Below are 25428 nucleotides of genomic sequence, written 5' to 3'. Positions count from 1 at the left end.
GTTCAATCGTTGATGTGACGGCGAAAGACCAAAGTATCGTCGCTGGACACACTGGGGGCGAAGGCATAGCCTTCCAGGTTGAAGTTTTGCAAGGCTTGCGGTGTTTTCAGTTGGTGTTGAATAGCGAAGCGAGCCATCAAACCACGGGCGCGTTTGGCAAAGAAGCTGATGATTTTGTACTGGCCATTTTTATGGTCTTGGAACACGCACTCGATCACCCGCGCTTGCAAGACTTGGCGGTCTACGGCTTTGAAATATTCTTGCGACGCCAAATTGACGATGACCGGGTCTTTTTCTTTGGCCAGTTGGGCATTCAGGTGCTGGGCGAGTTGCGAACCCCAGAATTGATACAAGTTGTTGGCTTTCCCATGCTTGAGCGACGTGCCCATCTCGAGGCGATACGGCTGCATCAAATCTAAGGGTTTCAACACCCCGTACAAACCACTCAGGATGGCCAGATGGTCTTGCGCCCATTGCAATTCTTTGGGCTTCAAACTCTTGGCGTCCAGTCCTTCATAAACATCGCCGTTGAAAGCCAGCACCGCAGGTCGGGCGTTGTCCTTGGTGAACGCGGGGGACCAAGCTTTGAAGCGATCGGCATTCAGTTGTGCCAAAGGCGCACTCAAGTCCATCAAGTCCGCAATTTGCTTGGGCGTCTTCTTTTTCAGGGTGCTGATCAGGTCTGCCGACTGCGCCACAAACTGTGGTGCACTGGCTTGCACCGTTGGCAGCGGGGATTCGTAATCGAGGGTTTTGGCAGGAGACAGCAGGAAAAGCATGGAGAGCATTATCTGTGCATACAAGGTATTGCAATCATTTTCATTTATGGAAATTCAGGCACAAGAACGACTTTTGATGATCTTAATATTGGGCCATCTGACATCCCCCTATCAAGGACAGACATGCTTGAATTGCGTCCAAACTGCGAATGCTGCGACAAAGACCTGCCTCCGCAGTCAAGAGAAGCACTCATCTGCTCATTCGAATGCACATTTTGCAAGTCGTCTGCTGAGATACATCTAAACGGAATTTGTCCCAATTGTGGCGGTGAACTTTTAAATCACTCTGTCCGCCCTGAGAGCAAATTAGCCAAATATCCAGCCTCACAAGATCGAGTTATGAAGCAGCAATATTGCGCATAAATACTTATAAATTACTTATAATCAATCTTGAATCAAATCAACTGGCTTCCAAAGTCGCTTCGACAGTTGCGCAAAATCGACCCCAAAGATGGGGCCAAGATTCGAGCTGCAGTGACTGACGAATTATCTGATTTGAACCAATCGCGCAACGTGAAAGCGTTGAAAGACCATGAATACAGTTATCGCTTGCGGGTGGGTTCATTCCGCGTATTCTTTGAATACGATGCATCCATTCACGTTGTGATGATTGAAGAAGTAAGGAAACGAAATGAACGCACGTACTGATTTCCAAATCATTTTGGGCAAGGATGGGAAGCCTGCATTCGTTGTTTTGCCCTATGAAGATTTTAAAAAAATGGGCTCAGCTAGCAGCCTGAGTACTGTCCCCAATCGTGTTGTGAATTTATCCTTTGACAAAGATTTAACACCCATGGCTGCTTGGAGAGAACACCTTGGCTTTACTCAAGCAGACGTGGCAACGCGCATGAATATTTCTCAGTCAGCTTATGCCCAAATGGAACGGGTCAAAAATCCACGCAAATCAACTTTGGAAAAAGTTGGCAAAGCGCTTGGACTATCCTTGGATCAACTTCATTGGTAACAGTTATTTCAAATCCCCAGCCAAGGATGCCAAAGCGTCTTCTGCGATGGTTGTGTGGGCCGGATAGTTGGTGTGATCGCAACCCAATTTCACAGCAGCACCAGCCTGGATGGCGGCCTTGGTGGCAGAGTCAAACTCAAACCGCACAAAGTGAACCGCAGAGGTTTTTTCATCGTTTTCGCGGTCCAGGTCTTCATCCGCAATGGCATACACCCGCGCGTGGCCTTCCACTTCAATGAACATGCGGTCTTCCACGCCGATGAGCCGCGCCAATTCGCGCTTGCGTTCGTTCACATCGGGGTACTCGATCAGCATGGTGGCTTTCCAGTTGCTGCCCTCGGGAACCAAGGCTGCATAGGCATCAATTTCTTGCTGAATGCCTTCTTCTTCGAAGATTTTTTCAATCCGCAGCATTTCTTGAATTTGATAGCGGATGGTGGTTTCGCTTTCAAACTGCAAAGTGATGTGCTCGCCCAAATGCACCGAGCGCAGCTTGCGGTGCGCCAGCACCTCGGCTTTGTGGTTCTTGCGGAATTTGCTGTAGGCCTCAAGGCTCATCAGGTTGTCGGCGGTGATGTGTCCGGTGAGTTGCATGTCTTGCTTTCAAAGAATTGGAATCTGACCCCGATTACTTCAGGCCGTAGGCTTTGGCTACTAGGCTGATGGGGTGTTGAAGTTCGGGCACGGCTTGGCCGCTGGCCTCAAAGCCTTGGGCGATGTGGTGGCCGCCCAGCGGGCAGTCCGAGCTGATGTAGTCTGGGGTGCTGCCGTCCTTCATGGTGGCCATGGCCTTGACCACCGGCTTGGCCAATTTCATGGCGTACGCATGGGTGGCTTTTTTCACGCCATAGGTGCCTGCATGGCCCGAGCACCGCTCAATCGTGTTGATGGTGGTGTCCGGAATCATCTTCAGCATTTCTTCGGTTTTCTTGCCGATGTTTTGCACCCGACCATGGCAAGGAATTTGGTAGCTGATGTTGCCCAAGCTTTGCGGGAATTCGGTTTTCAACAAACCATCGCGCTTGCGGGCCATCAGGTACTCAAACGGGTCCCACATGTGCGATTTGACGAGCTGTGTTTCAGGATCGTTGGGGTACATCAGTGGCAGTTCTTGCTTGAACATCAAGGTGCAGGAAGGCACGGCACTCAAGATGGCATAACCCTCTCGCGCATACTTGGCCAAGATGGGGATGTTGATCTGCTTGTTCTCGTCCACGGATTTCAAGTCGCCCAACTCGAGCTTGGGCATGCCGCAGCATTTTTCTTTGGACACCAATTCGTAAGGGATGTCGTTGTGGTCAAGGATTTTCAGCAAATCCATGCCAATGCCGGGCTCGTTGTAATTGACATAGCAGGTCGAATAAATCACGACTTTGCCGGGTGTTTTTTCGCCGTTCACCACGTTGTTTGACTTGGCTTTGGGTGCTTGGCTGCGGAATTTTTTGGTGGCCAACTCGGGCAACCACGCGTCTTTGTCCACGTCCAAAGCGCTTTCCATGACAGAACGGGCCATGCTGGTTTTGTTCAGGGCGTTGACCGCTTGCACCACGATGGGAATACCGGCAAATTGACCGTGCATGTCGGTGGAGGCCAAGAATTTTTCGCCTGTTGTGACTTCGCCTTTTTGGAACTTGATGGCCTTGGCCCGCAACATGGTGTGGGGGAAATCCAGGTTCCATTCATGCGGTGGCACATAGGGGCACTTGGTGAGGTAGCACAGGTCGCACAAATAGCACTGGTCGACCACTTTCCAATAGTCTTTTTTATCCACGCCGTCCATTTCCAAGGTGGGGCTTTCATCCACCAAGTCAAACAGCGTGGGGAAAGAGCCGCACAAACTCACGCAGCGGCGGCAACCGTGACAGATGTCAAAAATGCGCTCCATCTCGGTGAGACAGGCTTCCTCGTTATAAAAGTCGGGGTTGAGCCAATCCAGGGGATGGCGTGTGGGTGCTTCCAAGCTGCCTTCGCGTGCCATGGTTTTTGTTCCTTCAGGGGGTATGCAAGTAAGACGGCGGTCGTCTGTCAATACTCAGAGAGGGGCGCTGCAAGAAGCGCAACGCCCAACCCTCAATGCTGAAAAACGATCAATCGACCAATTCAGCCAATGCTTTGGCATAACGGTTGGCGTGTGAACGCTCAGCCTTGGCCAAAGTTTCAAACCAATCGGCGATTTCGTCGTGGCCTTCTTCGCGTGCGGTTTTGGCCATGCCAGGGTACATGTCGGTGTACTCGTGGGTTTCGCCAGCCACTGCGGCTTTCAGGTTGTCACGGGTGGCGCCAATTGGCAAGCCAGTGGCAGGGTCGCCACATTGCTCAAGCCATTCGAGGTGGCCGTGTGCATGACCTGTTTCGCCCTCAGCGGTGGAGCGAAACAAAGCGGCCACGTCGTTTTGGCCTTCGATGTCGGCCTTGTTTGCGAAATACAAATAACGGCGGTTGGCCTGTGATTCGCCTGCGAAAGCGGCTTTCAGGTTTTCTTCCGTCTTGGAGCCTTTGAGTGCTGCCATGAAATATCTCCTTAGTTGATCTACGAGCTTTGACCTGATTGCCAAAGTCTGTACAAGGTTACTCCTTGTCTGGGACAAGCGTCCAATCGAGCCTTTCAATCCTCTTCATGCAATTTATCTATCAGAGTTTCATTTTGGCCTTCTTGCTTCAATCAAAGAAGCGGCCAAGTAAACTGAACCGACATGAGCAAAACCATCCGCGCCCCCAAGCTGCCGCCTGCGCCATCCGTTTCCATCAGCAACTACAAGCTGCCGCACTATCCCTTTGTGGTGCCGGATGAATTGCGAACGGGGACTGTGAAACACCACCCCATCGTGATTGTGGGCGCAGGCTTGAGCGGTCTTACCTTGGCTTGCAAGCTGGCGCATCTGGGCGTGCCTGCCGTTGTGCTGGATGAAGACAACTCGGTCGGCGTCAAAGGCGCTTCATCGCGGGGTATTTGCTACACCCAACAATCACTGGAAATCTTTGCCCGGCTGGGCATCTTTGAACGCATCGCAGCCAAAGGCGTGGCTTGGCAAGTCGGACGCACATTTGCGGGCAAGGATGAAGTGTTTTCTTTCGACTTGCGAGACAAGCAGCAATTTGCCGTGAGCAAGCAGCCCCCATTCATCAATATTCAGCAGTTTTATGTAGAGATGTATCTGGTTGAGCAAATCCAAGCTTTGAATCAAGCGGGGGCGAATATCGACCTGCGTTGGTCCTCCAAGGTGGTGAAGTTCAAGCAAGACAAACGTTGCGCTTCCTTGGTGGTGAACACGCCCAAAGGCAGTTACACCCTGGAAGCCAGCTACGTGATTGACGCCACCGGCTCACACACACCCTTCCACGCTTGGTGTGGCGTCACCATGGACAGCAAACGCGGCGATGACCGTTGGTGCATTGCCGATGTGCGCTTCAAAGACACGCCGCCACCCGAACGCCACACGTGGATTGAAGCGCCATTCAACGACAACCGCGCTGTTTGGCAGCACCTGATGGGCGACGATGTCTGGCGCATCGATTACCAAATGGCCCCGGATGCGGACCCGGCGTATGTGAGCCGCGAAGACGTGGTGCGCGAGCGCTTGGCCAAGCAGTTTGGCAAGGGCGTGAAGTGCGACATTGTGTGGGTCGGCCCTTACGCCTACAAATCACAATGCCTGCATCAATTGCAACACCAGCGGGTGTTTTTCATTGGCGACACGGCCAAAGTGGTGAGTCCGTTTGGGGCGCGTGGTGGCAACACAGGCATCGCGGACGCCGACAACCTGGCTTGGAAATTGGCGGCCGTGATGCGCGGCCATGCGCCTGCAAGCTTGCTCAGCAGTTACGGTCAAGAACGCTTGCAAGCGGCCAAGCGCAATGTGCAAGTCACCAACCGCACAGCGCGTTATTTGCGGGCGCCCGAAGGTGTGGAACGATTGTTTCGTGATGCCAGTATTGGCTTGGCCAAGCACCATGCCTTTGCCCGCCCCTTGATCAACACCGGCCGCATGGCCGAGGCGAACCGCTATGCAGTGTCTGATATTTGCAGGCCTGAAGGCGGTTGGATGATGCAAAACGTGGGGTTTCAATTTGCCAAAGGTCACGCAGGCAGTTTGAGTGATTTGTTGCAATGGGCCGATGGCAGGTTGCTGCTGCTGGTGTTTGGCGCTTTGAAACGCACCCAGATGCAAAAGCTGGCCTTGCTGAGCATGGGCACGCCCGTGCGCATTGTGCAAGTGGTGCATAAAACGCGAGGCGATGCCTTGGAACACATTGTGGACAAAGGCAAGCAGCTGCGCAAAGCCTGTGGTGCAGAGGGCCATGGCTGGGCCTTGCTGCGCCCAGATGCGTATTTGGCAGCCCGCGGGCAACACATCGACAGCAAACTCGTCAACGCCATTGCCCAATCTTTGGCCCTGCATTGAACAAATGGATCTCACCATGACCACCACCTTGAAAATTGATTTCGTCTCCGACATTGCCTGCCCCTGGTGCGCCGTGGGCTTGGGCGCCTTAGAACAAGCCTTGGATTCGCTGCAAGGTGAAGTGAAAGCCGACATCCGTTTTCAGCCTTTTGAACTCAACCCAAACTTGGCTGAAGGTGGCCAAGACTTGTTTGAACATCTGAACCAAAAATACGGCTCGAGCGCCGAACAACAAGCTCAGATGTACCAAAACATCAAGGCGCGTGGTGCCGAAGTGGGGTTTGCTTTTCACCCCACCGGACGCGGCCGCATCTTCAACACCTTTGATGCACACCGCTTGCTGTATTGGGCCGAAGTCACCGCTGACGCCAGCACACAGCATCGCTTGAAAAAAGCATTCTTTGAAGCCTACCAAGGGCGCGGCGAGAACATCGAATCTCACGCGGTGTTGTTGGCAGCGGTGAACAGTTTGGGGCTGGATGGAGCAGCCGCACAAACGGTGTTGGAGAGCGATACCTATGCCCAAGAAGTGAAAGAGCGCGAGCATTTTTATACCAATGCAGGCATCAGCGCCGTGCCCGCCGTCATCATCAATGACCGCCACCTGATTTCGGGTGGTCAGCCTGCGCATGTGTTTGCGCAGGCCTTGCGTGACATCGCTGCCCAAGCCTGAACAATTCAAGCTGTTTCCTTCTTTGCTTGGGATGACGGTTTTTTAGCAAGCGCCGCTCTGGCAGCCACCACAGTTTGGGCCACCGACACCGCCGTGGCAGCCGACAAGGTCCAGCCCAAATGCCCATGCCCTGTGTTGTAGAACACATTCGGTGCTTTGCCCGGGCCCACCTTGGGCAGCATGTTGGGCATCATCGGCCGCAACCCAGCCCATGGTGTGAATTGCCGTGTGCTCACACCCGGAAAACATTGCGCCACCCAATCAACCAAGGGTTGAATTCGGTCTGCTCGGATGTCTTTGTTGAAGCCATTGAACTCGGCCGTACCTGCCACCCGAAATCGATTCACGCCCAATCGGCTGCTGACCAGCTTGGTCGCGTCATCCAGCAAGCTCACCTGCGGCGCACTGGCTTGGCTTTGGGCATCGTCCAAATTCACCGTGATGGAATAGCCCTTGACGGGGTAAATGTTCACGCGGTCGCCCAGTTGCGCGGCCAATTCACGGCTGTTGGTGCCACAGCAAACCACCACGGCGTCAGCGGTTTGCGACTGGAATTCTGATTCTTTTGCATACACCAGTTGCACCCGCTGGCCTGTGGTGTTGACGCTGGTCACATCGCAGTCATAGATGGTTTGCACACCCATGCGCTCGAGCGCCTGTGACAGCCCGAAGGTGAACTTGTGGATATCGCCGGTGCTGTCACTGTCAGTGAAAAAGCCGCCATGGAAAGTGCCTTGCAAAGCAGGCTCAATTTGCCGCATTTCTTCAGGTGACACCGCTATGCGCTCTAAGCCGCCCTTTTTCAACAAGGTGCTGACTTTGACGGCATGTTGGTAGCTGGCTGGATCGCGGTAGATGTGCAAAATCCCCTCGCGCTTCAAATCGAAATCGATGTTTTCTTGTTGCGCCCAAGCAAACAAGTAGTCCCGCGCGGCAATGGCCAATTGCGCGGTGTGAATGGTGTTGGCCTCGTAATGGGGCAATTGCGCCACGAACTCGGTGAGCCAAGACCACTGGTGCCAACTGGCTTTGGGGTGAAACAACAAAGGGGCGTCCCGTCGCGTGATCCATTTCATGCCCTTGACCAAGGTAGACCAGTGGTTCCAAACCTCGGCATTCGAGGCGGAGAGTTGCCCGCCATTGGCATAGGAAGTTTCCATGCCCGCGTAGCGGTGTCGCTCAAAAAGTGTGATGGAAAAGCCTTGTTGCGCCAAGGCATAAGCAGTGGTGACACCCGTGATGCCACCACCAATGACGGCGATGTGTTTCATGAAGCAATCCTCAGTGAGTCCGTGAAAGGGAGACGCACAGCACCTTGCTGTACACCACCCCCTCTGTGCTGGACCTGAGAGATTCGCGCATCGCAGCAAGGCGATGGCTTGCTCCTTCGGTGTGCAGATTGACCATGATCTGCAACTCTTCAGAGATTTACCATGTCACCGGTCCTGGGGCCTGAGAGATTCCGGGGCGGTTGCTCCTTCGGCGGTGTCGCTTGACACACTCTCCCGATGACATCCATCAAAAGTATAGCTGGGCGCTGAACCCTAGAATCAACGCTTGTATCGCCTGTTTTGATTGATTCCTCCAACATCTGCCTCGCATGTCCACAACACCAGCTCAACCCGGCTTAGACAGCCTGTCCAAATCCTTTGAACCCGCCGCTTTGGAAGCCCATTGGGGGCCCGAGTGGGAAAAGAGAGGTTACGGTGTCGCTGGATTTCGCGGCACCGGCCAAGCAAAGGCAGAACAACCATCGTTCGCCATTCAGTTGCCACCGCCCAATGTGACCGGCACCTTGCACATGGGCCATGCGTTCAACCAGACCATCATGGACAGCCTCACGCGCTATCACCGCATGCGTGGCTTCAATACCCTTTGGATTCCCGGCACAGACCATGCTGGCATTGCCACGCAAATCGTGGTCGAGCGTCAATTGCAAGCCCAAGGCATCAACCGCCATGACATGGGCCCCACACCTGCTGAAGCCCGCAAGAATTTCATCAGCAAAGTATGGGAATGGAAAGAGCATTCAGGCAACACCATCACCCAGCAAATGCGCCGCATGGGCGACAGCGTGGACTGGACGCGCGAGTACTTCACGATGGACGACAAGTTGACACCTGTGGTGACCGACACCTTCGTGAAGCTTTACCAGCAAGGCTTGATTTACCGAGGCAAACGCTTGGTGAATTGGGACCCTGTGCTGATGAGCGCGGTGTCTGACTTGGAAGTGGAGAGCACCGAATCGGAAGGCAAGATGCACTACATCTGCTATCCGTTTGCCAATGGCCCTCAACTGATTGACGGTGTCGCACAAAAAGGCATGACGATCGCCACCACCCGTCCCGAAACCATGATGGCCGATGGGGCCTTGGCTGTGCACCCCGAAGATGAACGCTACAAACACCTTGTAGGAAAAATGGTCGATCTGCCATTGTGCAATCGGCAAATCCCCATCATTGCCGATGACTTCGTCGACCGCGAATTTGGCTCGGGTTGCGTGAAGATCACCGGCGCCCACGACTTCAACGACTACGCCTGTGCGCAGCGTCACGGCTTGCCACTCATCACCATCTTCACGCTGGACGCCAAGGTCAATGAAAACGGTCCTGCCGCCTACCAAGGCATGGACCGCTTTGACGCCCGCAAAGCCGTCAACCGCGACTTGGAAGCCATGGGCTTGATGCTGGAGATCAAGCCCCACAAGCTGATGCTGCCGATTTGCGCCCGCACCGGCCAAGTGGTTGAACCCATGCTGACCGACCAATGGTTTGTCGCCATGAACAAGGTCAGCCCGCAAGACGCCACCGGCAAAAGCATCGCGCAAAAAGCCATCGATGCAGTGCAGTCCGGTGAAGTGAAATTCGTGCCCGAGAATTGGGTGAACACCTACAACCAGTGGATGAACAACATCACTGATTGGTGTATCAGCCGTCAACTCTGGTGGGGCCATCAAATACCTGCTTGGTATGACGAAGACGGCACGGTGTACGTGGCGCACAACGAAGCTGAGGCCCAGGCCCAAGCGCCAGGCAAAACACTGCGCCGAGATGAAGACGTGTTGGACACTTGGTACTCCAGCGCTTTGGTGCCGTTCAGCACCTTGGGGTGGCATGGTGATTCAGCTGTTCATCAATCCGGGCGCGAAACGAACACGAGCCAACTCGACGCTGCAGCGACGCTCGGCAACGCTTCTGGCAACAAACTCTTGGATGCAGACCTGTACCTGCCCTCCAGTGTCTTGGTCACAGGCTACGACATCATCTTCTTTTGGGTCGCCCGCATGATCATGATGACCTCGCATTTCACCGGCCAAGTACCTTTCAAACATGTCTACATCCACGGTTTGGTCCGTGACGCGCAAGGCAAAAAGATGAGCAAGTCCGAGGGCAATGTGCTGGACCCCGTGGACTTGATTGACGGCATTTCGCTCGAACCGTTGCTGGACAAACGCAGCCAAGGTTTGCGCAAACCCGAAACCGCCCCACAGGTGCGCAAAAACACCCAAAAAGAATTTCCAGAGGGCATTCCCGCTTACGGCGCTGATGCCTTGCGCTTCACCTTCGCCGCCTTGGCCAGTTTGGGACGCAGCATCAACTTCGACAGCAAGCGCTGCGAGGGTTATCGCAATTTCTGCAACAAATTGTGGAACGCCACGCGCTTTGTCTTGATGAATTGTGAAGGCCAAGATTGCGGCCTGATGGACCACACCAAAGCCGACTGTGCGCCGGGTGGCAAAGCACACAACTACATGCACTTCAGCCAGGCTGATCGTTGGATTTCATCGGTGCTCCAGCAAGTCGAAGCAGATGTTGCGAAGGGTTTTGAAGAGTACCGCCTGGACAACGTCGCCACAGCGCTTTATGAATTTGTCTGGAACGAATACTGCGATTGGTATTTGGAAATCGCCAAGGTGCAAATCCAAACCGGTGGCCCGGCCGAACAACGGGCCACACGCCGTACCCTCATCCGCACCTTGGAAGCCATCCTTCGTTTAGCGCATCCCATCATTCCGTTCATCACCGAAGAACTGTGGCAAAAGGTCGCGCCCGTGGCGGGCATGCCCGGCGAGTCGGTCAGCATTGCGCGTTACCCCGAGGCACAACCGAACAAAATCGACCTGCAAGCCATCGCCAATGTGCAGCAACTCAAAGCCTTGGTGGACGCATGCCGCAATTTGCGGGGCGAGATGAACGTGTCACCGTCCACCCGCATGCCGATGTTTGTGTTGGGCCATGCCGAGTTCATGCGCAGCAATGCGGCTGTCTTGCAAGCCCTCGCCAAACTCAGCGAGGTGAAAGTATTTGACGATGAAGCCGCTTGGCAAGCCGCCGCGCAAGCCGCCCCTGTGGCGGTGGTAGGTGAAGCCCGTTTGTGCTTGTTCATCGAAGTTGATGTCGCGGCTGAAAAGATCCGCTTGGGCAAAGAAATTGCACGATTGCAAAACGAAATCACCAAGGCCAACGGCAAGCTGAGCAACGAAGCCTTTGTGGCCAAAGCACCACCTGCAGTGATTGCGCAAGAGCGTCAGCGGGTGGCAGACTTTGAGGCCACTTTGCTCAAAGTGGCTGATCAGTTGAAGAGGCTCGTGTGATATTCGCTGAGTGACTGACATGGTGGGTCGGGCCGACTCGAACGTTGCCGCTTGCGGCGGTGAGAGGCGACCGAACCCACGATGGCAGGCACGACACCAGTGCTATCAATTCATGTATCAGCGCCTTTTGAGCACGTGGATGAAGTCTTCGCCCACCGTCTCTTGTGACATCAACTCATTGCCGGTTTGCTTTGAAAAAGCAGCAAAGTCGCGCAACGAGCCTTTGTCGGTGGACACCACTTTCAGCAACTGACCGCTTTGCATCGCGGTCAAGGCTTTCTTGGCTTTCAGGATGGGCAAGGGACAATTCAAGCCCCGCGTGTCTAATTCTTGATCGATCTGCATGGTCATCATTCTAAATTTTGAGCGGCACGCTCTTCCCAACTCATGAAGCGCGGCTCGATGCCCTGGGTGCGCAGCCAATCGCCCATGGCGTAGCCCGTGCCAGCTGGCCAACAAATGATGTCTTGGTAATCAAACAACTTGTATTCGGCCAGTTCAGGTGACAAACGAATCTCACCCTCCGCCACAGCGTGATAAGCAATGATGACTTGGTTCATGCGTTGAAAGTCATAAGCCCCCACCAACTTCAAGCTCGTCACTTTCAAATTGGTTTCTTCAGCAATTTCACGGGCAATGCCTTCTTCTGGGGACTCACCAGCCTCCATGAAGCCAGTGATGAGTGCAAAGCGTCTGCCCGGCCAGGCCGCATTGCGGGCCAGCAAAATTTGATGACCTACCTGAACAATGCCTGCCAGCACGGGCGTGGGGTTGTTCCAATGGGTCCAGTTGCACACCACACAGCGCATGCGTTGTTTCGGGCCGCCGTCTTCATCTTGGGTGATGAGTTGCAACTCGGTGGCGCACATCGGGCAATACTGAAAATGGCTCATGCCGGAAACACGCCTGTTGAAAGGTAACGGTCGCCTCGGTCGCAGACGATGAACACGATGGTGGCGTTTTCAACGCGTTTGGCTATTTCCAAGGCGACCCAGCAAGCACCAGCTGCTGAGATGCCTGCAAAGATGCCCTCTTCACGGGCCATGCGTCGGCACATGTCTTCGGCGTCTTGTTGGCTCACATAAACGAGTTCATCCACATGGGTGGCATCGTAAATTTTGGGTAAATATTCAGGGGACCATTTGCGAATGCCTGGAATGCGCGAGCCTTCGCTGGGTTGCGCACCGATGATTTGCACCTTGGGGTTTTTTTCTTTCAGGTAGCGCGACACACCCGTGATGGTGCCGGTGGTGCCCATGGCACTCACGAAGTGCGTGATCTGCCCATGCGTTTGCTGCCAAATTTCGGGGCCGGTGGTTTCATAGTGAATGCGCGGATTATCGGCATTCGCGAATTGATCAAGCACCAAGCCCTTGCCTTGGGCTTGCATTTGATCCGCCAAATCTCGTGCGCCTTCCATGCCGGTGCTTTTGGATGTGAGGATAAGTTCAGCGCCAAAAGCCTTCATGGTTTGCGCACGTTCAATCGACAAGTCCTCGGGCATGATGAGCACCATGCGGTAGCCCTTGATCGCCGCGGCCATGGCCAAAGCAATCCCGGTGTTGCCCGATGTCGCTTCAATCAAGGTGTCACCCGGTCGGATGTCACCGCGTTCTTCTGCACGTTGAATCATGGACAAGGCAGGACGGTCTTTCACCGAACCTGCGGGGTTGTTGCCCTCTAACTTGCCCAACAAGACATTGCCACGGTTTTTGTTGTCTGCTGCACCAATGCGTTGCAGCGCGGCCAACGGTGTGTTTCCGATGGCTGATTCAATGGTCGGATAGTTCATCCCTACACTGTGCCATAATTCCGCCTCTCCCTCCTGCCGGAGTGGCGAAATTGGTAGACGCAGCAGATTCAAAATCTGCCGGTGCAAAACACCGTGCCGGTTCGATTCCGGCCTCCGGCACCAGCCAAGGCAACAAATTCGACCCCACAAGGGTCGTTTTTTTATTTCAATATTCTCAACATCTGCACGCCTGAGCGCAGACCGACAAAGCCTTGGTACCCCAAGGCATCGTTGTAAACGGGTGCCAATTCATTCACGCTGTTGCGCACCGCCATAGGGCTGAAAAACAAATCAGTGGACGTGCTGGGTTTGCGCCATAACAGCACTGAACCACCTGGTTTGAGAAAACAAGTCGTTGTGCCAAGTGCCCGCCCCATCGGCGTCGTTCCCCCTTTGCGCAAGTTGGGCGGAAAATTCACATCCGCTGGGGTGGCAGGCACCTCTGGGATATTGAAAATCGGATCCGCTGGCTTGCCAGCTGCAGCCGGTTTGTGGCGAAACCAGGTGTCACCGCGCTCTTGCGACCAAGCGTTCCAGCCGTCATCCCCACTTTTGTTCATCAAGCCATCTTTGCCTGCGGTGCCTCGGTAATAAATGTTCGCGTTATTGCCGATGAAGCTGAAAAACGCTTTTGGCTCGATACCCGGGGCAAATTTGAATTCGAGTACCGAATTGTCATTGGCCACATAGTGCAAATAAATTGCAGATCCACTGTACCTGGGGAAGTAGATGGAGTCTCCGCCCAAACGTTCTTTGGCGGCAATGCGCAACACCACATCAGGGCTGCCTTGGTGTTTCAGCCAAATGTCTGCATCCACATTGTCCGCATCCACTGATTTTTGGGCGGTTTGATAGGCCACGGATGAAGCTGTTGGTTTGAACAACCGCATATCACCAGCAGGTTCGCCCAAAGGCGTGGCTTGGGTGATGGCACCGTCGTAAATCCAACCCGGTGCCACTGTGGATTTGGGCTTGGCCAACAAGTCAGCCCACATGCTGGTCCCCAAAGGGGTGTAGGAGGGTTTGCCAATGCCTGGCTCCTCGACGCAACCTTCGGTTTGAGGTGGTTGTGTGTCCAAAGAGCCAAACAAGGTTTCAGCCAGGTGTTTGTCGGTTTCTTCTGGCGTCTTCGGTGGAATGGGCACGACCAAGTTGTCCGGGTTCAAGGCTTTGGCTTGATTCCAAATGGTTCTGAGTTTGTTGTTGGTGATGAACACCGCCGTGTCTTGTGACCAATCCACAGATGTCGTGGCAAAGCCAGCCATGCCCGCGAGTTGCGCGACTTTGGGGTCGATGGTGATGCCATTGGAAGGGTCCAAATCGAAATCAAGGGACTGTAAAAAATACGCCACATTGCTGGCTATGGGCCCACCGCCTCCTTGCGCCATGCTCAAGGGCGTCACAACCGCTTCACCCAATGCGGGGGGCAACACGATATTGCCGATCGAGAACGTGATGGTTTCGCCTGCTTGGTATTCAAACGTGCCTGTATCGTCTGTGACCCCAGAGGCGATCACCTTGCCATCGGCCGACGTGACTTTGTAGGTGACACCAGACACCGCGCTGTCGATCAAGCGACCTTTCAACAAGGCCACGCCACGCGAGGTCGGCGTCGGCGTGCCCGCGCCCTGATCCCCGCCGCAAGCGGCGAGCAGGCAGAGCGGCAGTGCCCAGCGAAGAGAAGTGAAGATGTTGAATGTCATGAAGATTCTGGATTGATCTGTCATGTATCGACTGATACACCTGCAAACTTGAGAAGTTTGACGGCTTAAGATGACATCTTTCGAATTGATTTCCCTATGAGTCTTTTGTTTACACCTTTCACTTTCAACCCGCCACGCGGCCCCCTGACCATCCCCAACCGCATCGTCGTGGCCCCGATGTGTCAATACGCTTGCCACGAAGATGGCCGCGCCAACGATTGGCATTTGATGCATTGGGCCAATTTGCTCAATGGCGGTGCGGGTTTGTTCATGATCGAAGCCACGGCTGTCTCGCCTCAAGGTCGCATCACGCCCAATTGCTTGGGGCTGTGGGACGATGAAACGGCAGCGGCCTTGTCCGACACCTTGGGACGTGCTCGCCGTTTGGCGCCACCCGTGCCGGTCTGCTTGCAAATCGCTCATTCGGGTCGCAAAGGCTCCAGTGCCCAACCTTGGCACGGCGGCATGATGATCGACAAAGCCCATGGCGGCTGGGACACGCAAGCCCCTTCGCCCCTGGCCTTGCTGCCCGGCGAAGCACCGCCCCACGAAATTGATGCCGCAGGTTTGCAAACCATTCAACAAGCTTTTGTTGAAACCGCCAAACGCGCCCAACACATGGGCCTAGAGATGATCGAACTGCATGGCGCCCACGGCTACTTGCTGCATGAATTTTTATCGCCCATTGCGAATCAACGAGCCGACTACTTTGGCGGCAGTTTCGAAAACCGCGTTCGTTTTCCATTGCAAATTTTCAAAGCCATGCGCGAGGTGTTTGACGGCACCTTTGGCATGCGCTTGTCGGCCACCGATTGGATCGATGGCGGTTGGACCTTGGAAGAAACCACGGCCTTGAGCCTGTTGCTCAAAGATGCTGGGGCCAATTTCATCCACATCTCTTCGGCGGGCATCGCGCCGCAGCAACAAATCAAAATCGGCCCGGGCTACCAAGTGCCCTTTGCCAAACACGTGAAAGAGAAAACCGGCATGCCGACCATCGCCGTGGGCTTGATCACCGATCCGCACCAAGCCGAGGCCGTGCTGGCAGAAGGCAGTGCCGACATGGTGGCGATTGGACGCAGCTTTTTGTACAAACCGCGTTGGGGTTGGGAAGCCGCAGCAGCCTTGGGCGGCAAGGTGCAAGCCACATCGCAATACTGGCGCAGCCTGCCCAAAGAAGCCAATGGTATTTTTGGCGACGCCAAAATCGGCATGCGTTAAAAAACCGGCTGCCCCAACAAGCCTTCGCGCACCGTGGGGTAGCGCAGTTTGAAACGCAAGGATTGCTTCAATCGTTGGTTGCGCATGCGCCTGGATTCGCTCATGAAACTCAAAGTCATGGGCGGCAATTCTTTCTCTGCTTGCAAACGGCTGATGCGCGGTGGCTTGGGCATGTGCCAAAGACTGGCTGCCAAATCCATGTAATCAGCCATGCGCAAATCGCTGTCATCGTTCACGTTCAAGGTCTGCAACTTGGGGCCACGCCACAGCGCCAGCACCGCAGCACGGGCCAAATCATCGGCATGAACATGGTTGGTGTACACGTCATCCGCGGATTGCAGCACCGGAGTGCCTCTCATCAATCGTTCACGTGGTGTGCCGCCCTCACGGTCCAAGGCGTAAATGCCCGGAATGCGCAGCACATTCACACGCGGCACGCCACGTCGACCCCATGACTGCAAGCTGTTTTCAGCATCGACGCGTCGTTGTGCCCGCGGCGTTGTCGGGTTCACCGCTCGTGTTTCATCGATCCAAGCGCCTTCGCAATCGCCATAAACGCCACTGGTGGAGCCATACACCACACTGAGGGGTGCCGTGCGTCTGGCCAATGCCTGCACCAGGTGTCGGGTGCGCGGATCTGTGTCTCCTTGCAAAGGGGGCGGTGCCATGTGCACCACGTGGGTGGCCACACCAGCCAAGCGTTGCAAGCAGTGGGGCTCGTCCAAATTACCCAGCAAAGGCGTGATGCCCTTCGCTTGCAGTTCAGCCATTCGCTGCACCGAACTGGTCAATGCCAACACCCGACTTGATGGGTTCAAAAGCCCCGCCACCCGCAGCCCGACATCACCACATCCCACGATCAACACCCTGGGTCGTCGAAAGCGGGCAGGCAAGGCGCCAAGGGGGGTGAGGTTTGAGGGCAAAATCGCTTCTTTCGTGTCGTGGTTTCAGCTACAAGGATTTCTCAGATGTCGTTTCAGATTGTCGTTCAGCCCAGCGGTCGCCATTTTTCCACGGCGGCAGATGAAACCATTTTGGCCGCCGGTATCCGCCAAGGCATTGGCCTGCCCTACGGATGTAAAGACGGCGCTTGCGGCTCGTGCAAATGCAAGAAATTAGCTGGCGAGCTCACGATGGCCGACTACCAGGCCAAAGCCTTGAGCGCTGACGAACTGGCGCAAGGCTTCGTGCTGACCTGCCGCGCCACGCCCTTGTCTGACGTGGTGTTGGAATCCAAGCAGGTGGTCGAAGCCGGTGCCTTCCCGATCAAAAAAATGCCGGTGCGTGTGCAAGCACTGGAAAAACTTTCCCACGATGTGATGCGGGTGCAGTTGCAATTGCCTGCTGCCGAACCCTTCCAATTTCATGCGGGTCAGTATGTGGAGTTTTTATTGCGTGACGGTTCGCGCCGCGCCTATTCCATGGGCAATGCACCCCACACCTTGGTGGCTGGAGCGCCCAGCGTCGAGTTGCACATTCGGCACATGCCCGGTGGCAAATTCACCGACCATGTGTTTGGCGCCATGAAAGAAAAAGAAATCCAACGGGTGGAAGGCCCGTATGGCAGTTTCTTTTTGCGCGAAGACAGCTCGGCACCCATGGTGTTGTTGGCCTCGGGCACGGGCTTTGCGCCCATCAAGGCCTTGATGGAACACATGCAGCACAAAGGCATCAGCCGCCCCACGCGTTTGTACTGGGGCGGACGCCGCCCCGCCGATTTGTATTTGAACGATTGGGTGTTGGCGCAATTGCCGCTGATGCCGAACTTGCAATACATCCCTGTCGTGTCAGATGCCTTACCCGAGGATGGATGGACCGGTCGCACAGGTTTTGTCCACAGCGCGGTCTTGCAAGACACACCCAGCTTGAGCGGTTACCAGGTGTATGCCTGCGGTGCGCCCATCGTGGTGGATTCGGCACGCCGTGATTACGTGGCGAATGGTTTGTCAGAAGATGAATTTTTCGCCGACTCGTTCACCAGCGAGGCTGACAAAGCGCAGAGCTAAGGCTTTCGTGCTTGGGCGTTTTTCTCACGCAAGGCACGCATTTTTTCGGCAATCTTGATTTCCAAACCGCGCTCCACCGGTTCGTAAAGCGTGGGTGGCTTCATGCCGTCGGGCCAATAATTTTCGCCTGCAGCAAAGGCATCCGGCTCGTCATGTGCATAACGATAGGCCTTGCCGTAGTCCAAGTCTTTCATCAGGGTGGTGGGGGCATTGCGCAAGTGCAATGGGACAGGTCTGGTGCCATCGGACTTGATGAGTTTGCGCACGCTGTTGTAGGCCTTGTAAACCGCGTTGGATTTGGGCGCAATGGCCAAATACACCACGCACTCCGCCAACGCCAACTCACCCTCGGGGCTGCCCAATCGCTCGTACACCTCGGCCGCATCCAAAGCCATGCGCAGGGCACGGGGGTCGGCCAAGCCAATGTCTTCAGCAGCCATGCGGATCATGCGCCGCGCCATGTATTTCGGCTCGGCCCCACCATCGAGCATGCGCACCAACCAATAGAGCGCGGCATCGGGGTCCGAGCCCCGCACCGATTTGTGCATCGCGCTGATGGTGTCGTAGAACTGCTCACCGCCTTTGTCGTAGCGGCGCATGCGCTCGCCCAACACTTTCATCAGCCATTCATCACGCACCTCTTCCAACTTTTCGCGCTGCGCTGCCACCGCCAAGGTTTCCAAGGTGTTGAGCAAACGACGCGCGTCGCCATCGGCATAAGCGATCAAGCGAGCTTGTGCAGCGGCTTCAAGCTCGGGCACGGCTTGAATGGCGCGTGCTTTGGCGATGATTTGCGCCAAGTCGTCCTCGGACAAGGGTTGCAGCACATAGACCGCCGCCCGCGACAACAACGCAGAGTTCACCTCAAAGGAAGGGTTCTCGGTGGTGGCACCAATGAAGGTGAACAGGCCCGACTCGACATGCGGCAAAAACGCATCTTGCTGGCTTTTATTGAAACGGTGCACCTCGTCGACAAACACAATCGTGCGCCGGTTTTCCAGTCCGTCACGCGCTGCTTGCGCCAAGTCCACCGCTTCGCGGATTTCTTTCACACCACCCAACACCGCGCTGATGGCCAAGAACTGGGCATCAAAAGCATCCGCCATCAAACGCGCGATGGTGGTCTTGCCGACGCCGGGCGGACCCCAGAGCAAGCAACTGTGCGGCTGCCCTGATTCAAAGGCCACGCGCAGTGCCATGCCTTCGCCCAAGATGTGTTGTTGGCCAATCACCTCGGCCAGGGTGCGGGGTCTGAGCCTCTCGGCCAAAGGGGTGTGGTTGCCAGTGGGCTTGTTCATGGTGCGATGCTCAGGGCCGCACCACATCCGCGCCCTTGGGCGGCACAAAGTTGAACTGCGAAGCCGTCAATTGGCTGGGGTTGACGTCCACTTTGTCAAACCGCATTTGCGATCGGGTGCCAAACGCATCCACAATGTCCAAATGCGCCAACACCATTTGCCCATCTTCTGAACGCAAACCAATGCGCACCTGCTGCAAACTGCTGTCCTTGACTTTGGGTTTGGCGACCACCCAGTCCACGCCTGCTTCGCTGGGCGCGGCAAGCAACTCAAATTCTTTGCCCAAGGTGGCCAAGTCGCTGGCCGACGCAATCAAGCTGGCCGGTGTGCTGCCCAAGGCTTGGGCTTGCTTGCGCACCGTCACTTGGTTCAGGTCGGCGTCAAACAACCACAGGTTCTTGCCATCGGCCACGATGTTTTGCACAAAGGGTTTGTTGTAGTCGAAGCGAAACACACTGGGGCGCACAAAGGCAAAACTGCCACTGGAGGTCTTGGGTTTGGAAGGGCGACCTTCTTTGGCGGGTGCGGCCACCACTTGCACAAAGTCGGCTCGCATGCTGCGGGTTTGCTTCAGGAATTGCGCCAAGCTGTCGAGGCTGTCGGCTTGTGCGCCGAAGGCCATGATCATGCCCAGCCAAAGAGTCGCTGCTTTTGTCATGCTCACTCCGATCTGGCAGGCACCAGAATTTCGCGTTGTCCGTTGCTGCTCATGGCGCTGACCATACCGGCTTTTTCCATGTCTTCCACCAAACGCGCGGCGCGGTTGTAGCCGATCTTCAGGTGGCGCTGCACCAGCGAGATGCTGGCCTTGCGGTTCTTCAACACCACTTCCACCGCTTGGTCGTACATCGGGTCTTTTTCTCCGGCTGTTTCACCAAACAAATCAGGTCCTTGGGCCTCGCCTTCCACCGTGCCGCCTTCGAGCAAGCCTTCGATGTAATTGGGCTCACCCTGGGTTTTCAAATAGCTGACCACACGGTGCACCTCGTCATCGCTGACGAATGCACCATGCACCCGGATGGGAAAGCCCGTGCCACTGGGCAAGTACAGCATGTCACCCATGCCCAGCAGGGCTTCGGCACCCATTTGGTCCAGGATGGTGCGGCTGTCGATTTTGCTGCTCACCTGAAAGGCGATGCGGGTCGGGATGTTGGCTTTGATGAGACCGGTGATCACGTCCACGCTGGGGCGTTGTGTGGCCAAGATCAAATGGATGCCCGCAGCCCGGGCTTTTTGCGCCAAGCGTGCAATCAATTCTTCAATCTTCTTGCCCACCACCATCATCAGATCGGCCAGCTCATCAATCACCACCACGATGTGCGGCAAGCGTTCCAGCGGTTCGGGGTCATCGGGCGTCAAGCTGAACGGGTTGGTGAGAGCTTCGCCCTGCTCTTTGGCTTCTTCAATCTTGTGGTTGTAGCCCGCCAGATTGCGCACACCCAACTTGCTCATCAGCTTGTAGCGGCGCTCCATCTCGAACACGCACCAGTTCAAACCATGGGCGGCTTGGCGCATGTCGGTGACCACCGGTGCCAGCAAATGCGGGATGCCTTCATAGACCGACATCTCCAGCATCTTGGGGTCGATCATCAGCAAGCGCACATCGCGGGCTTCGGCTTTGTAGAGCAGGCTCAATATCATGGCGTTGATGCCCACCGATTTGCCCGAACCGGTGGTGCCCGCCACCAACACATGCGGCATCTTGGCCAAGTCGGCCACGATCGGGTTGCCGCCAATGTCTTTGCCCAAGCCCATGGTGAGCATGGATTTGGCTTCGTTGTACACCGATGAACCCAAGATTTCACTCAAGCGGATCGACTGGCGTTTGGCATTGGGCAATTCAAGCGCCATGAAGTTTTTGCCGGGGATGGTTTCCACCACGCGAATGGACACCATGCTGAGTGATCGGGCCAAGTCTTTGGCCAAATTCACAATTTGCGAGCCCTTCACGCCCGTGGCAGGTTCAATTTCATAGCGGGTCACCACCGGCCCCGGGGCGGCAGCCAACACTTTCACTTCGACACCGAAGTCGCGCAGTTTTTTCTCGATCAAGCGACTGGTGAACTCGATGGTTTCAGCGTCCACCGAGTCTTGGCGGCTTTGCATCTCGTCCAGCAAATCAACCTGCGGCAAACGTGAATCGGGCATGTCGTTGAACAAGGGCTTTTGGCGTTCACGGGCAATGCGTTCGCTTTGGGGTGCGGCCAAGGGCTCAGGCTCGACCATGATGCGGATGGGCAAATGGTGAGGCGCTTCATCCAACTCATCACGCTCGAACAACACCCCATTTTCTCGCGCTTTGGCTGCGGCTTGGCCCAATGCAAGGTCTTCCGCAATTTCCCGACGCTCTCGCCAAGCTTGTAGCCGTTGGTCAAGACTGGCGCCAATTTTTTCAGCCACTTGCACCCAAGAAAAACCAAATACCCAGGACATGCCAATCAGCATGAAGACAATGAAGACCATGCCGGAGCCGTTGAAGCCCAGCCATTTGTCGCCTGCGCCACCAACCATGTAGCCCAAGATACCGCCTGCGTGGTGACCTGGTAGGCGCTCTTCGAAACGGTACAAACGGGTGTATTCCAAACCGGTACTGGCCAACAGCAGCAACACCAAGCCGCTCCAAAATGCCCAGCGGCTCAGGCGCCAAATGTCAGGGGCTTGCGCTGGCCCTTGATCGCCACGCAAACGCACGGCCAAAGCGGTGAGCCAACTGACCAAAGCCGCCAAATAGCACCACCAGATGGAGTATCCAAGTACGAAATAACCCAGATCGCTGATGGCGGCCCCGATGCGCCCGCCCCAGTTGTGCGCCAACAGGGAAGAGCCCGAGGTGGTCCAAGCCGGATCTTGGGGGGTGTGGGTCAGCATGGCAATCAGCCAAAACAGCATGAGCACAAAACCCACACTGAGTGCAATTTCTTGGACAAACCGTTGCCAACCCGTGATTGGCGGGGGGTCGTCCTTGCTGTTTTGGAGGGTGTGTAACGAGTAAGTCATTGCCGGGCATAAGCTTAACAGGCGCGCTCAGGGCGGTGACAGACACGGAACTAAAATGACCAACCTGCAGGATGTGCACCGACATTCGTTTCTCACCCCAAAACCTCTCCCTATGACCTCCCCCCAACACAGCAAAGTACTTATCCTGGGCTCTGGCCCTGCCGGCTACACCGCCGCGGTTTACGCTGCCCGCGCCAACCTGCAACCCACCTTGATCACCGGCATGGCCCAAGGCGGCCAATTGATGACCACCACGGATGTGGACAACTGGCCGGCTGACGCGCAAGGCGTTCAAGGTCCCGACCTGATGCAACGGTTTTTGGAACATGCCGAACGCTTCAACACCAAAATGGTGTTCGACCACATCAACAAAGTTGATTTCTCCAAGCGCCCCTTCACCTTGTTTGGTGACAGCGGCACCTACACCTGCGACGCGCTCATCATCGCCACCGGCGCTTCTGCCAAGTACTTGGGCCTGCCCTCCGAGCAAAGCTTTATGGGCCGCGGCGTCTCGGGCTGCGCCACGTGCGACGGTTTTTTCTACCGCGATCAAGCCGTGTGCGTGGTCGGCGGCGGCAACACCGCCGTGGAAGAAGCCTTGTACTTGTCCAACATCGCCACCAAGGTGCACCTGATCCACCGCCGCGACAAATTCAAAGCCGAGGCGATCATGATCGACAAGCTGATGGACAAGGTGAAGGCCGGCAAGATAGTGTTGGAAGTGCACAGCGTGCTGGATGAAGTGCTGGGGGACACCTCGGGCGTGACCGGCGTGCGTCTGAAAAGCACGCAAGACGGCAGCACCCGCGACCTATCGGTACATGGCTGCTTCATCGCTATTGGCCACCAGCCCAACACCGGTATCTTTGAAGGCCAGTTGCAGATGAAAGAGGGCTACATCGTCACCCAAAGCGGCTTGCAAGGCATGGCCACCCAGACCAGCGTGCCGGGCGTTTTCGCTGCCGGTGACGTGCAAGACCACATCTACCGCCAGGCCATCACCAGCGCAGGGACCGGTTGCATGGCGGCGCTCGACGCCCAGCGGTTTTTAGAGCAATAAAACAGTTGGGGGAGCCTGATTCAGGGCGTCCCGGCGATTCAGGCTAGAATCTTGGGCTCTGTGGACAACTGTCCAGGGGATACCGCCCCCCATTTCGGCGAGGTCAAGTTCGGCATGTTTTGTTGCTGGGCTGTTTAATTGAAGGAGTGTCTGATGGCACGCGTATGTGAAGTAACGGGCAAAGGCCCGATGAGCGGAAACAATGTTTCCCACGCCAACAACCGCACCAAGCGTCGTTTTCTGCCCAATTTGCAGTACCGCCGTTTCTGGGTGGAAACCGAGAACCGTTGGGTGCGTTTGCGCGTTTCCAGCGCTGCTCTGCGCTTGATCGACAAAAAAGGCATTGACGTTGTGCTCGCAGACATGCGTGCTCGCGGCCAAGCTTAAACCCACCGACTTCGAAAGGACTTCACCATGGCTTCCAAAGGCGGACGCGAAAAAATCAAGCTGGAATCAACTGCTGGCACCGGCCACTTCTACACCACCAGCAAAAACAAGAAAACCATGCCCGAAAAAATGTCGATCATGAAATTCGACCCCAAGGCACGCAAGCACGTGGAATACAAAGAGATCAAACTCAAGTAATCTGCACTTGCCCACAAAAAAACCCGCCTAGGCGGGTTTTTTGTTGTCCATTCATTTCGCGTTCAACACAGTCGGTGCTTTGACCAAGCGATTGAATGTTTGGGCTGCGGTGTTGGATCGACGGGTGCGTTAAATCGTCACAGCACGCAACTGCATCGAAAAATCCCGCAATGCGGCCACGCCACTGTTTTCAGCGCGGCGGCACCAGGCTTGCAGCTCTTGTGCCAATTGCGCTTGGTTGGCATGGGTGTTGAGCCACAACTGGCGCAGCTCTTCGCGCATCTTCACCATGGTGTCCACGTTGGGCAAGGCGGCACGGGCTTGGCTGAGCAAGGCATGGAACTGCGCTGGCACTTGCACTTCATCGCGGTGCATCCAACGGCGTGCAGCATTCAGCACCGCCTCGGTGGGCAGCTTGGGCAGGCTGGCCACTTCTTGCTTCAAGGCCAGTTGCAGTTGACGCGCAAAACCCGCCATCACTTCATAGCGATTGGCAATCAGGGCTTCCAAAGTTTGTTCATCCGCCACCGCCTTGGTGTTGGCGTAATGCAGTTTGGGCGGGGTTTTTTTCACCGTGGCCAAGCCCAAACTTTGCAAGATGCGGATGTAGAGCCAACCGATGTCGAACTCGTAAGGCTTGACAGACAACTTGGCGGACGTGGGATAGGTGTGGTGGTTGTTGTGCAGTTCTTCGCCACCAATCAAGATGCCCCAAGGCGAAATATTGGTGCTGGCGTCTGGCGCTTCAAAGTTGCGGTAGCCCCAGTAGTGGCCAATGCCATTGATGACACCGGCGGCCGTGACTGGAATCCACAGCATTTGCACCGCCCACATGCTCAGGCCAATGGCACCAAACAAGGCCAGGTCGATGATGAGCATGAGGCCTAAACCTTGCCATGAAAAACGCGAATAGAGCTTGTGTTCGATCCAATCGTCAGGGGTGCCGTGGCCGTATTTGCGCAAGGTTTCTTTGTTGGCCGCTTCTTGGCGATAAAGCTCTGCGCCCTGCCAGAAAACTTTGCGGATGCCAAACACCTGCGGGCTGTGCGGGTCTTCTTCGGTTTCGCATTTGGCGTGGTGTTTGCGGTGGATCGAGGCCCAGGCTTTGGTGGTCATGCCGGTGGTCAACCACAACCAAAACCGAAAGAAATGCGCGGGCAACCAATGCAAATCCAGTGAGCGATGCGCTTGGTGGCGATGCAGGTAGATGGTGACAGCGGCGATGGTGATGTGCGTCATGCCCAGGGTGATGAGCAGCAGTTGCCACGCGCTGAGATCCCAGACCCCATAGGCCAACCAATTCAGCAACGCATCCAACCAAGGCCAAGCGGGCAACAGCATGTCAATCCTCCC

General features: G+C 55.6%; 25 protein-coding genes, 1 tRNA gene and 1 riboswitch. Of the genes, 12 read left to right on the top strand and 14 right to left on the bottom strand.

Annotated elements, in window-relative coordinates:
* Positions 1–2: 2 nt before the first annotated feature.
* Positions 3–779 (bottom strand): peroxide stress protein YaaA, encoded by a 777-nt coding sequence (gene yaaA, locus AC8GFP_RS05580; RefSeq protein WP_506611090.1) that lies wholly within the window; start codon positions 777–779, stop codon positions 3–5.
* A 123-nt stretch (positions 780–902) separates the two neighbouring features.
* On the opposite strand from yaaA, the gene AC8GFP_RS05575 reads away from it, so the two are divergent.
* Genes AC8GFP_RS05575 through AC8GFP_RS05565 form a run of 3 tightly spaced genes read left to right on the top strand, consistent with a single transcriptional unit; the run spans position 903 to position 1743 of the window.
* The gene (locus tag AC8GFP_RS05575; protein ID WP_506611088.1) at positions 903–1142 is read left to right on the top strand and encodes a DUF1272 domain-containing protein; all 240 of its coding nucleotides are present in this window, start codon (positions 903–905) and stop codon (positions 1140–1142) included.
* A gap of 27 nt (positions 1143–1169) precedes the next feature.
* Positions 1170–1427, top strand: coding sequence for a type II toxin-antitoxin system RelE family toxin (locus tag AC8GFP_RS05570; protein ID WP_506611086.1), 258 nt, complete (start codon positions 1170–1172; stop codon positions 1425–1427).
* Positions 1411–1743 (top strand): type II toxin-antitoxin system prevent-host-death family antitoxin, encoded by a 333-nt coding sequence (locus tag AC8GFP_RS05565; protein WP_506611085.1) that lies wholly within the window; start codon positions 1411–1413, stop codon positions 1741–1743. The genes AC8GFP_RS05570 and AC8GFP_RS05565 overlap by 17 nt, the downstream gene beginning before the upstream one ends.
* 3 nt (positions 1744–1746) lie before the next feature.
* Here AC8GFP_RS05565 and AC8GFP_RS05560 read toward each other — a convergent pair whose 3' ends face one another.
* The 3 genes from AC8GFP_RS05560 to AC8GFP_RS05550 all read right to left on the bottom strand — a co-directional run bounded on the left by AC8GFP_RS05560 (position 1747) and on the right by AC8GFP_RS05550 (position 4253).
* Entirely contained in the window at positions 1747–2337 is a 591-nt protein-coding gene (locus tag AC8GFP_RS05560) for a DUF3501 family protein (protein WP_506611083.1), read from the bottom strand.
* Positions 2338–2371: 34 nt separating this feature from the next.
* Positions 2372–3721: a (Fe-S)-binding protein gene (locus AC8GFP_RS05555; RefSeq protein ID WP_506611081.1), complete on the bottom strand. Its 1350-nt coding sequence runs from the start codon at positions 3719–3721 to the stop codon at positions 2372–2374.
* Between the two features lie 109 nt (positions 3722–3830).
* Positions 3831–4253, bottom strand: coding sequence for a rubrerythrin family protein (locus AC8GFP_RS05550; protein ID WP_506611079.1), 423 nt, complete (start codon positions 4251–4253; stop codon positions 3831–3833).
* Between the two features lie 183 nt (positions 4254–4436).
* Between AC8GFP_RS05550 and AC8GFP_RS05545 the strand changes: the two genes are divergently transcribed.
* Positions 4437–6146, top strand: a complete 1710-nt coding sequence (locus AC8GFP_RS05545; protein WP_506611077.1) for an FAD-dependent monooxygenase — start codon at positions 4437–4439, stop codon at positions 6144–6146.
* A gap of 16 nt (positions 6147–6162) precedes the next feature.
* Positions 6163–6819 carry a DsbA family oxidoreductase gene (locus tag AC8GFP_RS05540; RefSeq protein WP_506611076.1) on the top strand — a complete coding sequence of 219 codons (657 nt, stop codon included), beginning with the start codon at positions 6163–6165 and terminating at the stop codon, positions 6817–6819.
* 5 nt (positions 6820–6824) lie between these two features.
* Here AC8GFP_RS05540 and AC8GFP_RS05535 read toward each other — a convergent pair whose 3' ends face one another.
* Complete coding sequence (locus AC8GFP_RS05535) at positions 6825–8090, bottom strand: D-amino acid dehydrogenase (protein ID WP_506611074.1); 1266 nt, start codon at positions 8088–8090, stop codon at positions 6825–6827.
* Between the two features lie 159 nt (positions 8091–8249).
* A riboswitch (glycine riboswitch) is annotated at positions 8250–8337 on the bottom strand.
* A gap of 82 nt (positions 8338–8419) precedes the next feature.
* Here AC8GFP_RS05535 and AC8GFP_RS05530 point away from each other — a divergent pair.
* Positions 8420–11413, top strand: a complete 2994-nt coding sequence (locus tag AC8GFP_RS05530; protein ID WP_506611072.1) for a valine--tRNA ligase — start codon at positions 8420–8422, stop codon at positions 11411–11413.
* Positions 11414–11530: 117 nt separating this feature from the next.
* On the opposite strand, the gene AC8GFP_RS05525 is transcribed toward AC8GFP_RS05530, so the two are convergent.
* The 3 genes from AC8GFP_RS05525 to cysM are packed head-to-tail and all read right to left on the bottom strand — an operon-like array spanning position 11531 to position 13205.
* Positions 11531–11758, bottom strand: a complete 228-nt coding sequence (locus AC8GFP_RS05525; RefSeq protein WP_506611070.1) for a sulfurtransferase TusA family protein — start codon at positions 11756–11758, stop codon at positions 11531–11533.
* A gap of 5 nt (positions 11759–11763) precedes the next feature.
* Complete coding sequence (locus tag AC8GFP_RS05520; RefSeq protein WP_506611068.1) at positions 11764–12306, bottom strand: NUDIX domain-containing protein; 543 nt, start codon at positions 12304–12306, stop codon at positions 11764–11766.
* The gene (cysM, locus tag AC8GFP_RS05515; RefSeq protein ID WP_506611066.1) at positions 12303–13205 is read right to left on the bottom strand and encodes a cysteine synthase CysM; all 903 of its coding nucleotides are present in this window, start codon (positions 13203–13205) and stop codon (positions 12303–12305) included. The genes AC8GFP_RS05520 and cysM overlap by 4 nt, the downstream gene beginning before the upstream one ends.
* Before the next feature lie 35 nt (positions 13206–13240).
* Here cysM and AC8GFP_RS05510 point away from each other — a divergent pair.
* Positions 13241–13328 (top strand) — tRNA-Leu (locus tag AC8GFP_RS05510).
* A 38-nt stretch (positions 13329–13366) separates the two neighbouring features.
* On the opposite strand, the gene AC8GFP_RS05505 is transcribed toward AC8GFP_RS05510, so the two are convergent.
* Positions 13367–14908, bottom strand: a complete 1542-nt coding sequence (locus AC8GFP_RS05505) for a hypothetical protein (protein ID WP_506611064.1) — start codon at positions 14906–14908, stop codon at positions 13367–13369.
* Between the two features lie 96 nt (positions 14909–15004).
* Between AC8GFP_RS05505 and AC8GFP_RS05500 the strand changes: the two genes are divergently transcribed.
* Positions 15005–16129 (top strand): NADH:flavin oxidoreductase/NADH oxidase, encoded by a 1125-nt coding sequence (locus tag AC8GFP_RS05500; protein ID WP_506611062.1) that lies wholly within the window; start codon positions 15005–15007, stop codon positions 16127–16129.
* On the opposite strand, the gene AC8GFP_RS05495 is transcribed toward AC8GFP_RS05500, so the two are convergent.
* Complete coding sequence (locus AC8GFP_RS05495; protein ID WP_506611060.1) at positions 16126–17052, bottom strand: NAD-dependent epimerase/dehydratase family protein; 927 nt, start codon at positions 17050–17052, stop codon at positions 16126–16128. The two genes, AC8GFP_RS05500 and AC8GFP_RS05495, sit on opposite strands and share 4 nt — an antisense overlap.
* A 45-nt stretch (positions 17053–17097) precedes the next feature.
* On the opposite strand from AC8GFP_RS05495, the gene AC8GFP_RS05490 reads away from it, so the two are divergent.
* Positions 17098–18135: a CDP-6-deoxy-delta-3,4-glucoseen reductase gene (locus tag AC8GFP_RS05490; RefSeq protein ID WP_506611058.1), complete on the top strand. Its 1038-nt coding sequence runs from the start codon at positions 17098–17100 to the stop codon at positions 18133–18135.
* On the opposite strand, the gene AC8GFP_RS05485 is transcribed toward AC8GFP_RS05490, so the two are convergent.
* Genes AC8GFP_RS05485 through AC8GFP_RS05475 form a run of 3 tightly spaced genes read right to left on the bottom strand, consistent with a single transcriptional unit; the run spans position 18132 to position 22430 of the window.
* Positions 18132–19433, bottom strand: a complete 1302-nt coding sequence (locus tag AC8GFP_RS05485) for a replication-associated recombination protein A (protein ID WP_506611056.1) — start codon at positions 19431–19433, stop codon at positions 18132–18134. The genes AC8GFP_RS05490 and AC8GFP_RS05485 overlap by 4 nt on opposite strands.
* A gap of 10 nt (positions 19434–19443) precedes the next feature.
* Positions 19444–20091, bottom strand: a complete 648-nt coding sequence (lolA, locus tag AC8GFP_RS05480; RefSeq protein WP_506611054.1) for an outer membrane lipoprotein periplasmic chaperone LolA — start codon at positions 20089–20091, stop codon at positions 19444–19446.
* A gap of 2 nt (positions 20092–20093) precedes the next feature.
* The gene (locus tag AC8GFP_RS05475; RefSeq protein ID WP_506611052.1) at positions 20094–22430 is read right to left on the bottom strand and encodes a DNA translocase FtsK; all 2337 of its coding nucleotides are present in this window, start codon (positions 22428–22430) and stop codon (positions 20094–20096) included.
* A 112-nt stretch (positions 22431–22542) separates the two neighbouring features.
* On the opposite strand from AC8GFP_RS05475, the gene trxB reads away from it, so the two are divergent.
* From trxB to rpmG, 3 genes are all read left to right on the top strand, one after another.
* The gene (gene trxB, locus AC8GFP_RS05470; protein ID WP_506611050.1) at positions 22543–23490 is read left to right on the top strand and encodes a thioredoxin-disulfide reductase; all 948 of its coding nucleotides are present in this window, start codon (positions 22543–22545) and stop codon (positions 23488–23490) included.
* Between the two features lie 153 nt (positions 23491–23643).
* A complete protein-coding gene (rpmB, locus tag AC8GFP_RS05465) occupies positions 23644–23877 on the top strand; it encodes a 50S ribosomal protein L28 (RefSeq protein ID WP_506611048.1) in 234 nt (77 codons plus the stop codon).
* Between the two features lie 27 nt (positions 23878–23904).
* Positions 23905–24075, top strand: a complete 171-nt coding sequence (gene rpmG / locus AC8GFP_RS05460) for a 50S ribosomal protein L33 (RefSeq protein WP_019425810.1) — start codon at positions 23905–23907, stop codon at positions 24073–24075.
* A 129-nt stretch (positions 24076–24204) separates the two neighbouring features.
* Here rpmG and AC8GFP_RS05455 read toward each other — a convergent pair whose 3' ends face one another.
* The gene (locus AC8GFP_RS05455; RefSeq protein ID WP_506611045.1) at positions 24205–25416 is read right to left on the bottom strand and encodes a DesA family fatty acid desaturase; all 1212 of its coding nucleotides are present in this window, start codon (positions 25414–25416) and stop codon (positions 24205–24207) included.
* Positions 25417–25428: the final 12 nt, after the last annotated feature.

Source organism: Limnohabitans simekii (SeqCode), assembly GCF_965234735.1.
Taxonomy (GTDB): Bacteria; Pseudomonadota; Gammaproteobacteria; order Burkholderiales; family Burkholderiaceae_C; genus Limnohabitans; species Limnohabitans simekii.
The sequence above is the reverse complement of the archived record's forward strand: the minus strand, read 5'-3'. Positions and strand labels throughout refer to the sequence as shown.

Excerpts from the sequence above, each read along its gene's own strand:
- yaaA (WP_506611090.1), bottom strand. The coding sequence starts at position 779 with ATGCTTTTCCTGCTGTCTCCTGCCAAAACCCTCGATTACGAATCCCCG.
- AC8GFP_RS05575 (WP_506611088.1), top strand. The coding sequence starts at position 903 with ATGCTTGAATTGCGTCCAAACTGCGAATGCTGCGACAAAGACCTGCCT.
- AC8GFP_RS05565 (WP_506611085.1), top strand. The coding sequence starts at position 1,411 with ATGAACGCACGTACTGATTTCCAAATCATTTTGGGCAAGGATGGGAAG.
- AC8GFP_RS05560 (WP_506611083.1), bottom strand. The coding sequence starts at position 2,337 with ATGCAACTCACCGGACACATCACCGCCGACAACCTGATGAGCCTTGAG.
- AC8GFP_RS05555 (WP_506611081.1), bottom strand. The coding sequence starts at position 3,721 with ATGGCACGCGAAGGCAGCTTGGAAGCACCCACACGCCATCCCCTGGAT.
- AC8GFP_RS05550 (WP_506611079.1), bottom strand. The coding sequence starts at position 4,253 with ATGGCAGCACTCAAAGGCTCCAAGACGGAAGAAAACCTGAAAGCCGCT.
- AC8GFP_RS05545 (WP_506611077.1), top strand. The coding sequence starts at position 4,437 with ATGAGCAAAACCATCCGCGCCCCCAAGCTGCCGCCTGCGCCATCCGTT.
- AC8GFP_RS05540 (WP_506611076.1), top strand. The coding sequence starts at position 6,163 with ATGACCACCACCTTGAAAATTGATTTCGTCTCCGACATTGCCTGCCCC.
- AC8GFP_RS05535 (WP_506611074.1), bottom strand. The coding sequence starts at position 8,090 with ATGAAACACATCGCCGTCATTGGTGGTGGCATCACGGGTGTCACCACT.
- AC8GFP_RS05530 (WP_506611072.1), top strand. The coding sequence starts at position 8,420 with ATGTCCACAACACCAGCTCAACCCGGCTTAGACAGCCTGTCCAAATCC.
- AC8GFP_RS05525 (WP_506611070.1), bottom strand. The coding sequence starts at position 11,758 with ATGCAGATCGATCAAGAATTAGACACGCGGGGCTTGAATTGTCCCTTG.
- AC8GFP_RS05520 (WP_506611068.1), bottom strand. The coding sequence starts at position 12,306 with ATGAGCCATTTTCAGTATTGCCCGATGTGCGCCACCGAGTTGCAACTC.
- cysM (WP_506611066.1), bottom strand. The coding sequence starts at position 13,205 with ATGAACTATCCGACCATTGAATCAGCCATCGGAAACACACCGTTGGCC.
- AC8GFP_RS05505 (WP_506611064.1), bottom strand. The coding sequence starts at position 14,908 with ATGACATTCAACATCTTCACTTCTCTTCGCTGGGCACTGCCGCTCTGC.
- AC8GFP_RS05500 (WP_506611062.1), top strand. The coding sequence starts at position 15,005 with ATGAGTCTTTTGTTTACACCTTTCACTTTCAACCCGCCACGCGGCCCC.
- AC8GFP_RS05490 (WP_506611058.1), top strand. The coding sequence starts at position 17,098 with ATGTCGTTTCAGATTGTCGTTCAGCCCAGCGGTCGCCATTTTTCCACG.
- AC8GFP_RS05485 (WP_506611056.1), bottom strand. The coding sequence starts at position 19,433 with ATGAACAAGCCCACTGGCAACCACACCCCTTTGGCCGAGAGGCTCAGA.
- lolA (WP_506611054.1), bottom strand. The coding sequence starts at position 20,091 with ATGACAAAAGCAGCGACTCTTTGGCTGGGCATGATCATGGCCTTCGGC.
- AC8GFP_RS05475 (WP_506611052.1), bottom strand. The coding sequence starts at position 22,430 with ATGACTTACTCGTTACACACCCTCCAAAACAGCAAGGACGACCCCCCG.
- trxB (WP_506611050.1), top strand. The coding sequence starts at position 22,543 with ATGACCTCCCCCCAACACAGCAAAGTACTTATCCTGGGCTCTGGCCCT.
- rpmB (WP_506611048.1), top strand. The coding sequence starts at position 23,644 with ATGGCACGCGTATGTGAAGTAACGGGCAAAGGCCCGATGAGCGGAAAC.
- rpmG (WP_019425810.1), top strand. The coding sequence starts at position 23,905 with ATGGCTTCCAAAGGCGGACGCGAAAAAATCAAGCTGGAATCAACTGCT.
- AC8GFP_RS05455 (WP_506611045.1), bottom strand. The coding sequence starts at position 25,416 with ATGCTGTTGCCCGCTTGGCCTTGGTTGGATGCGTTGCTGAATTGGTTG.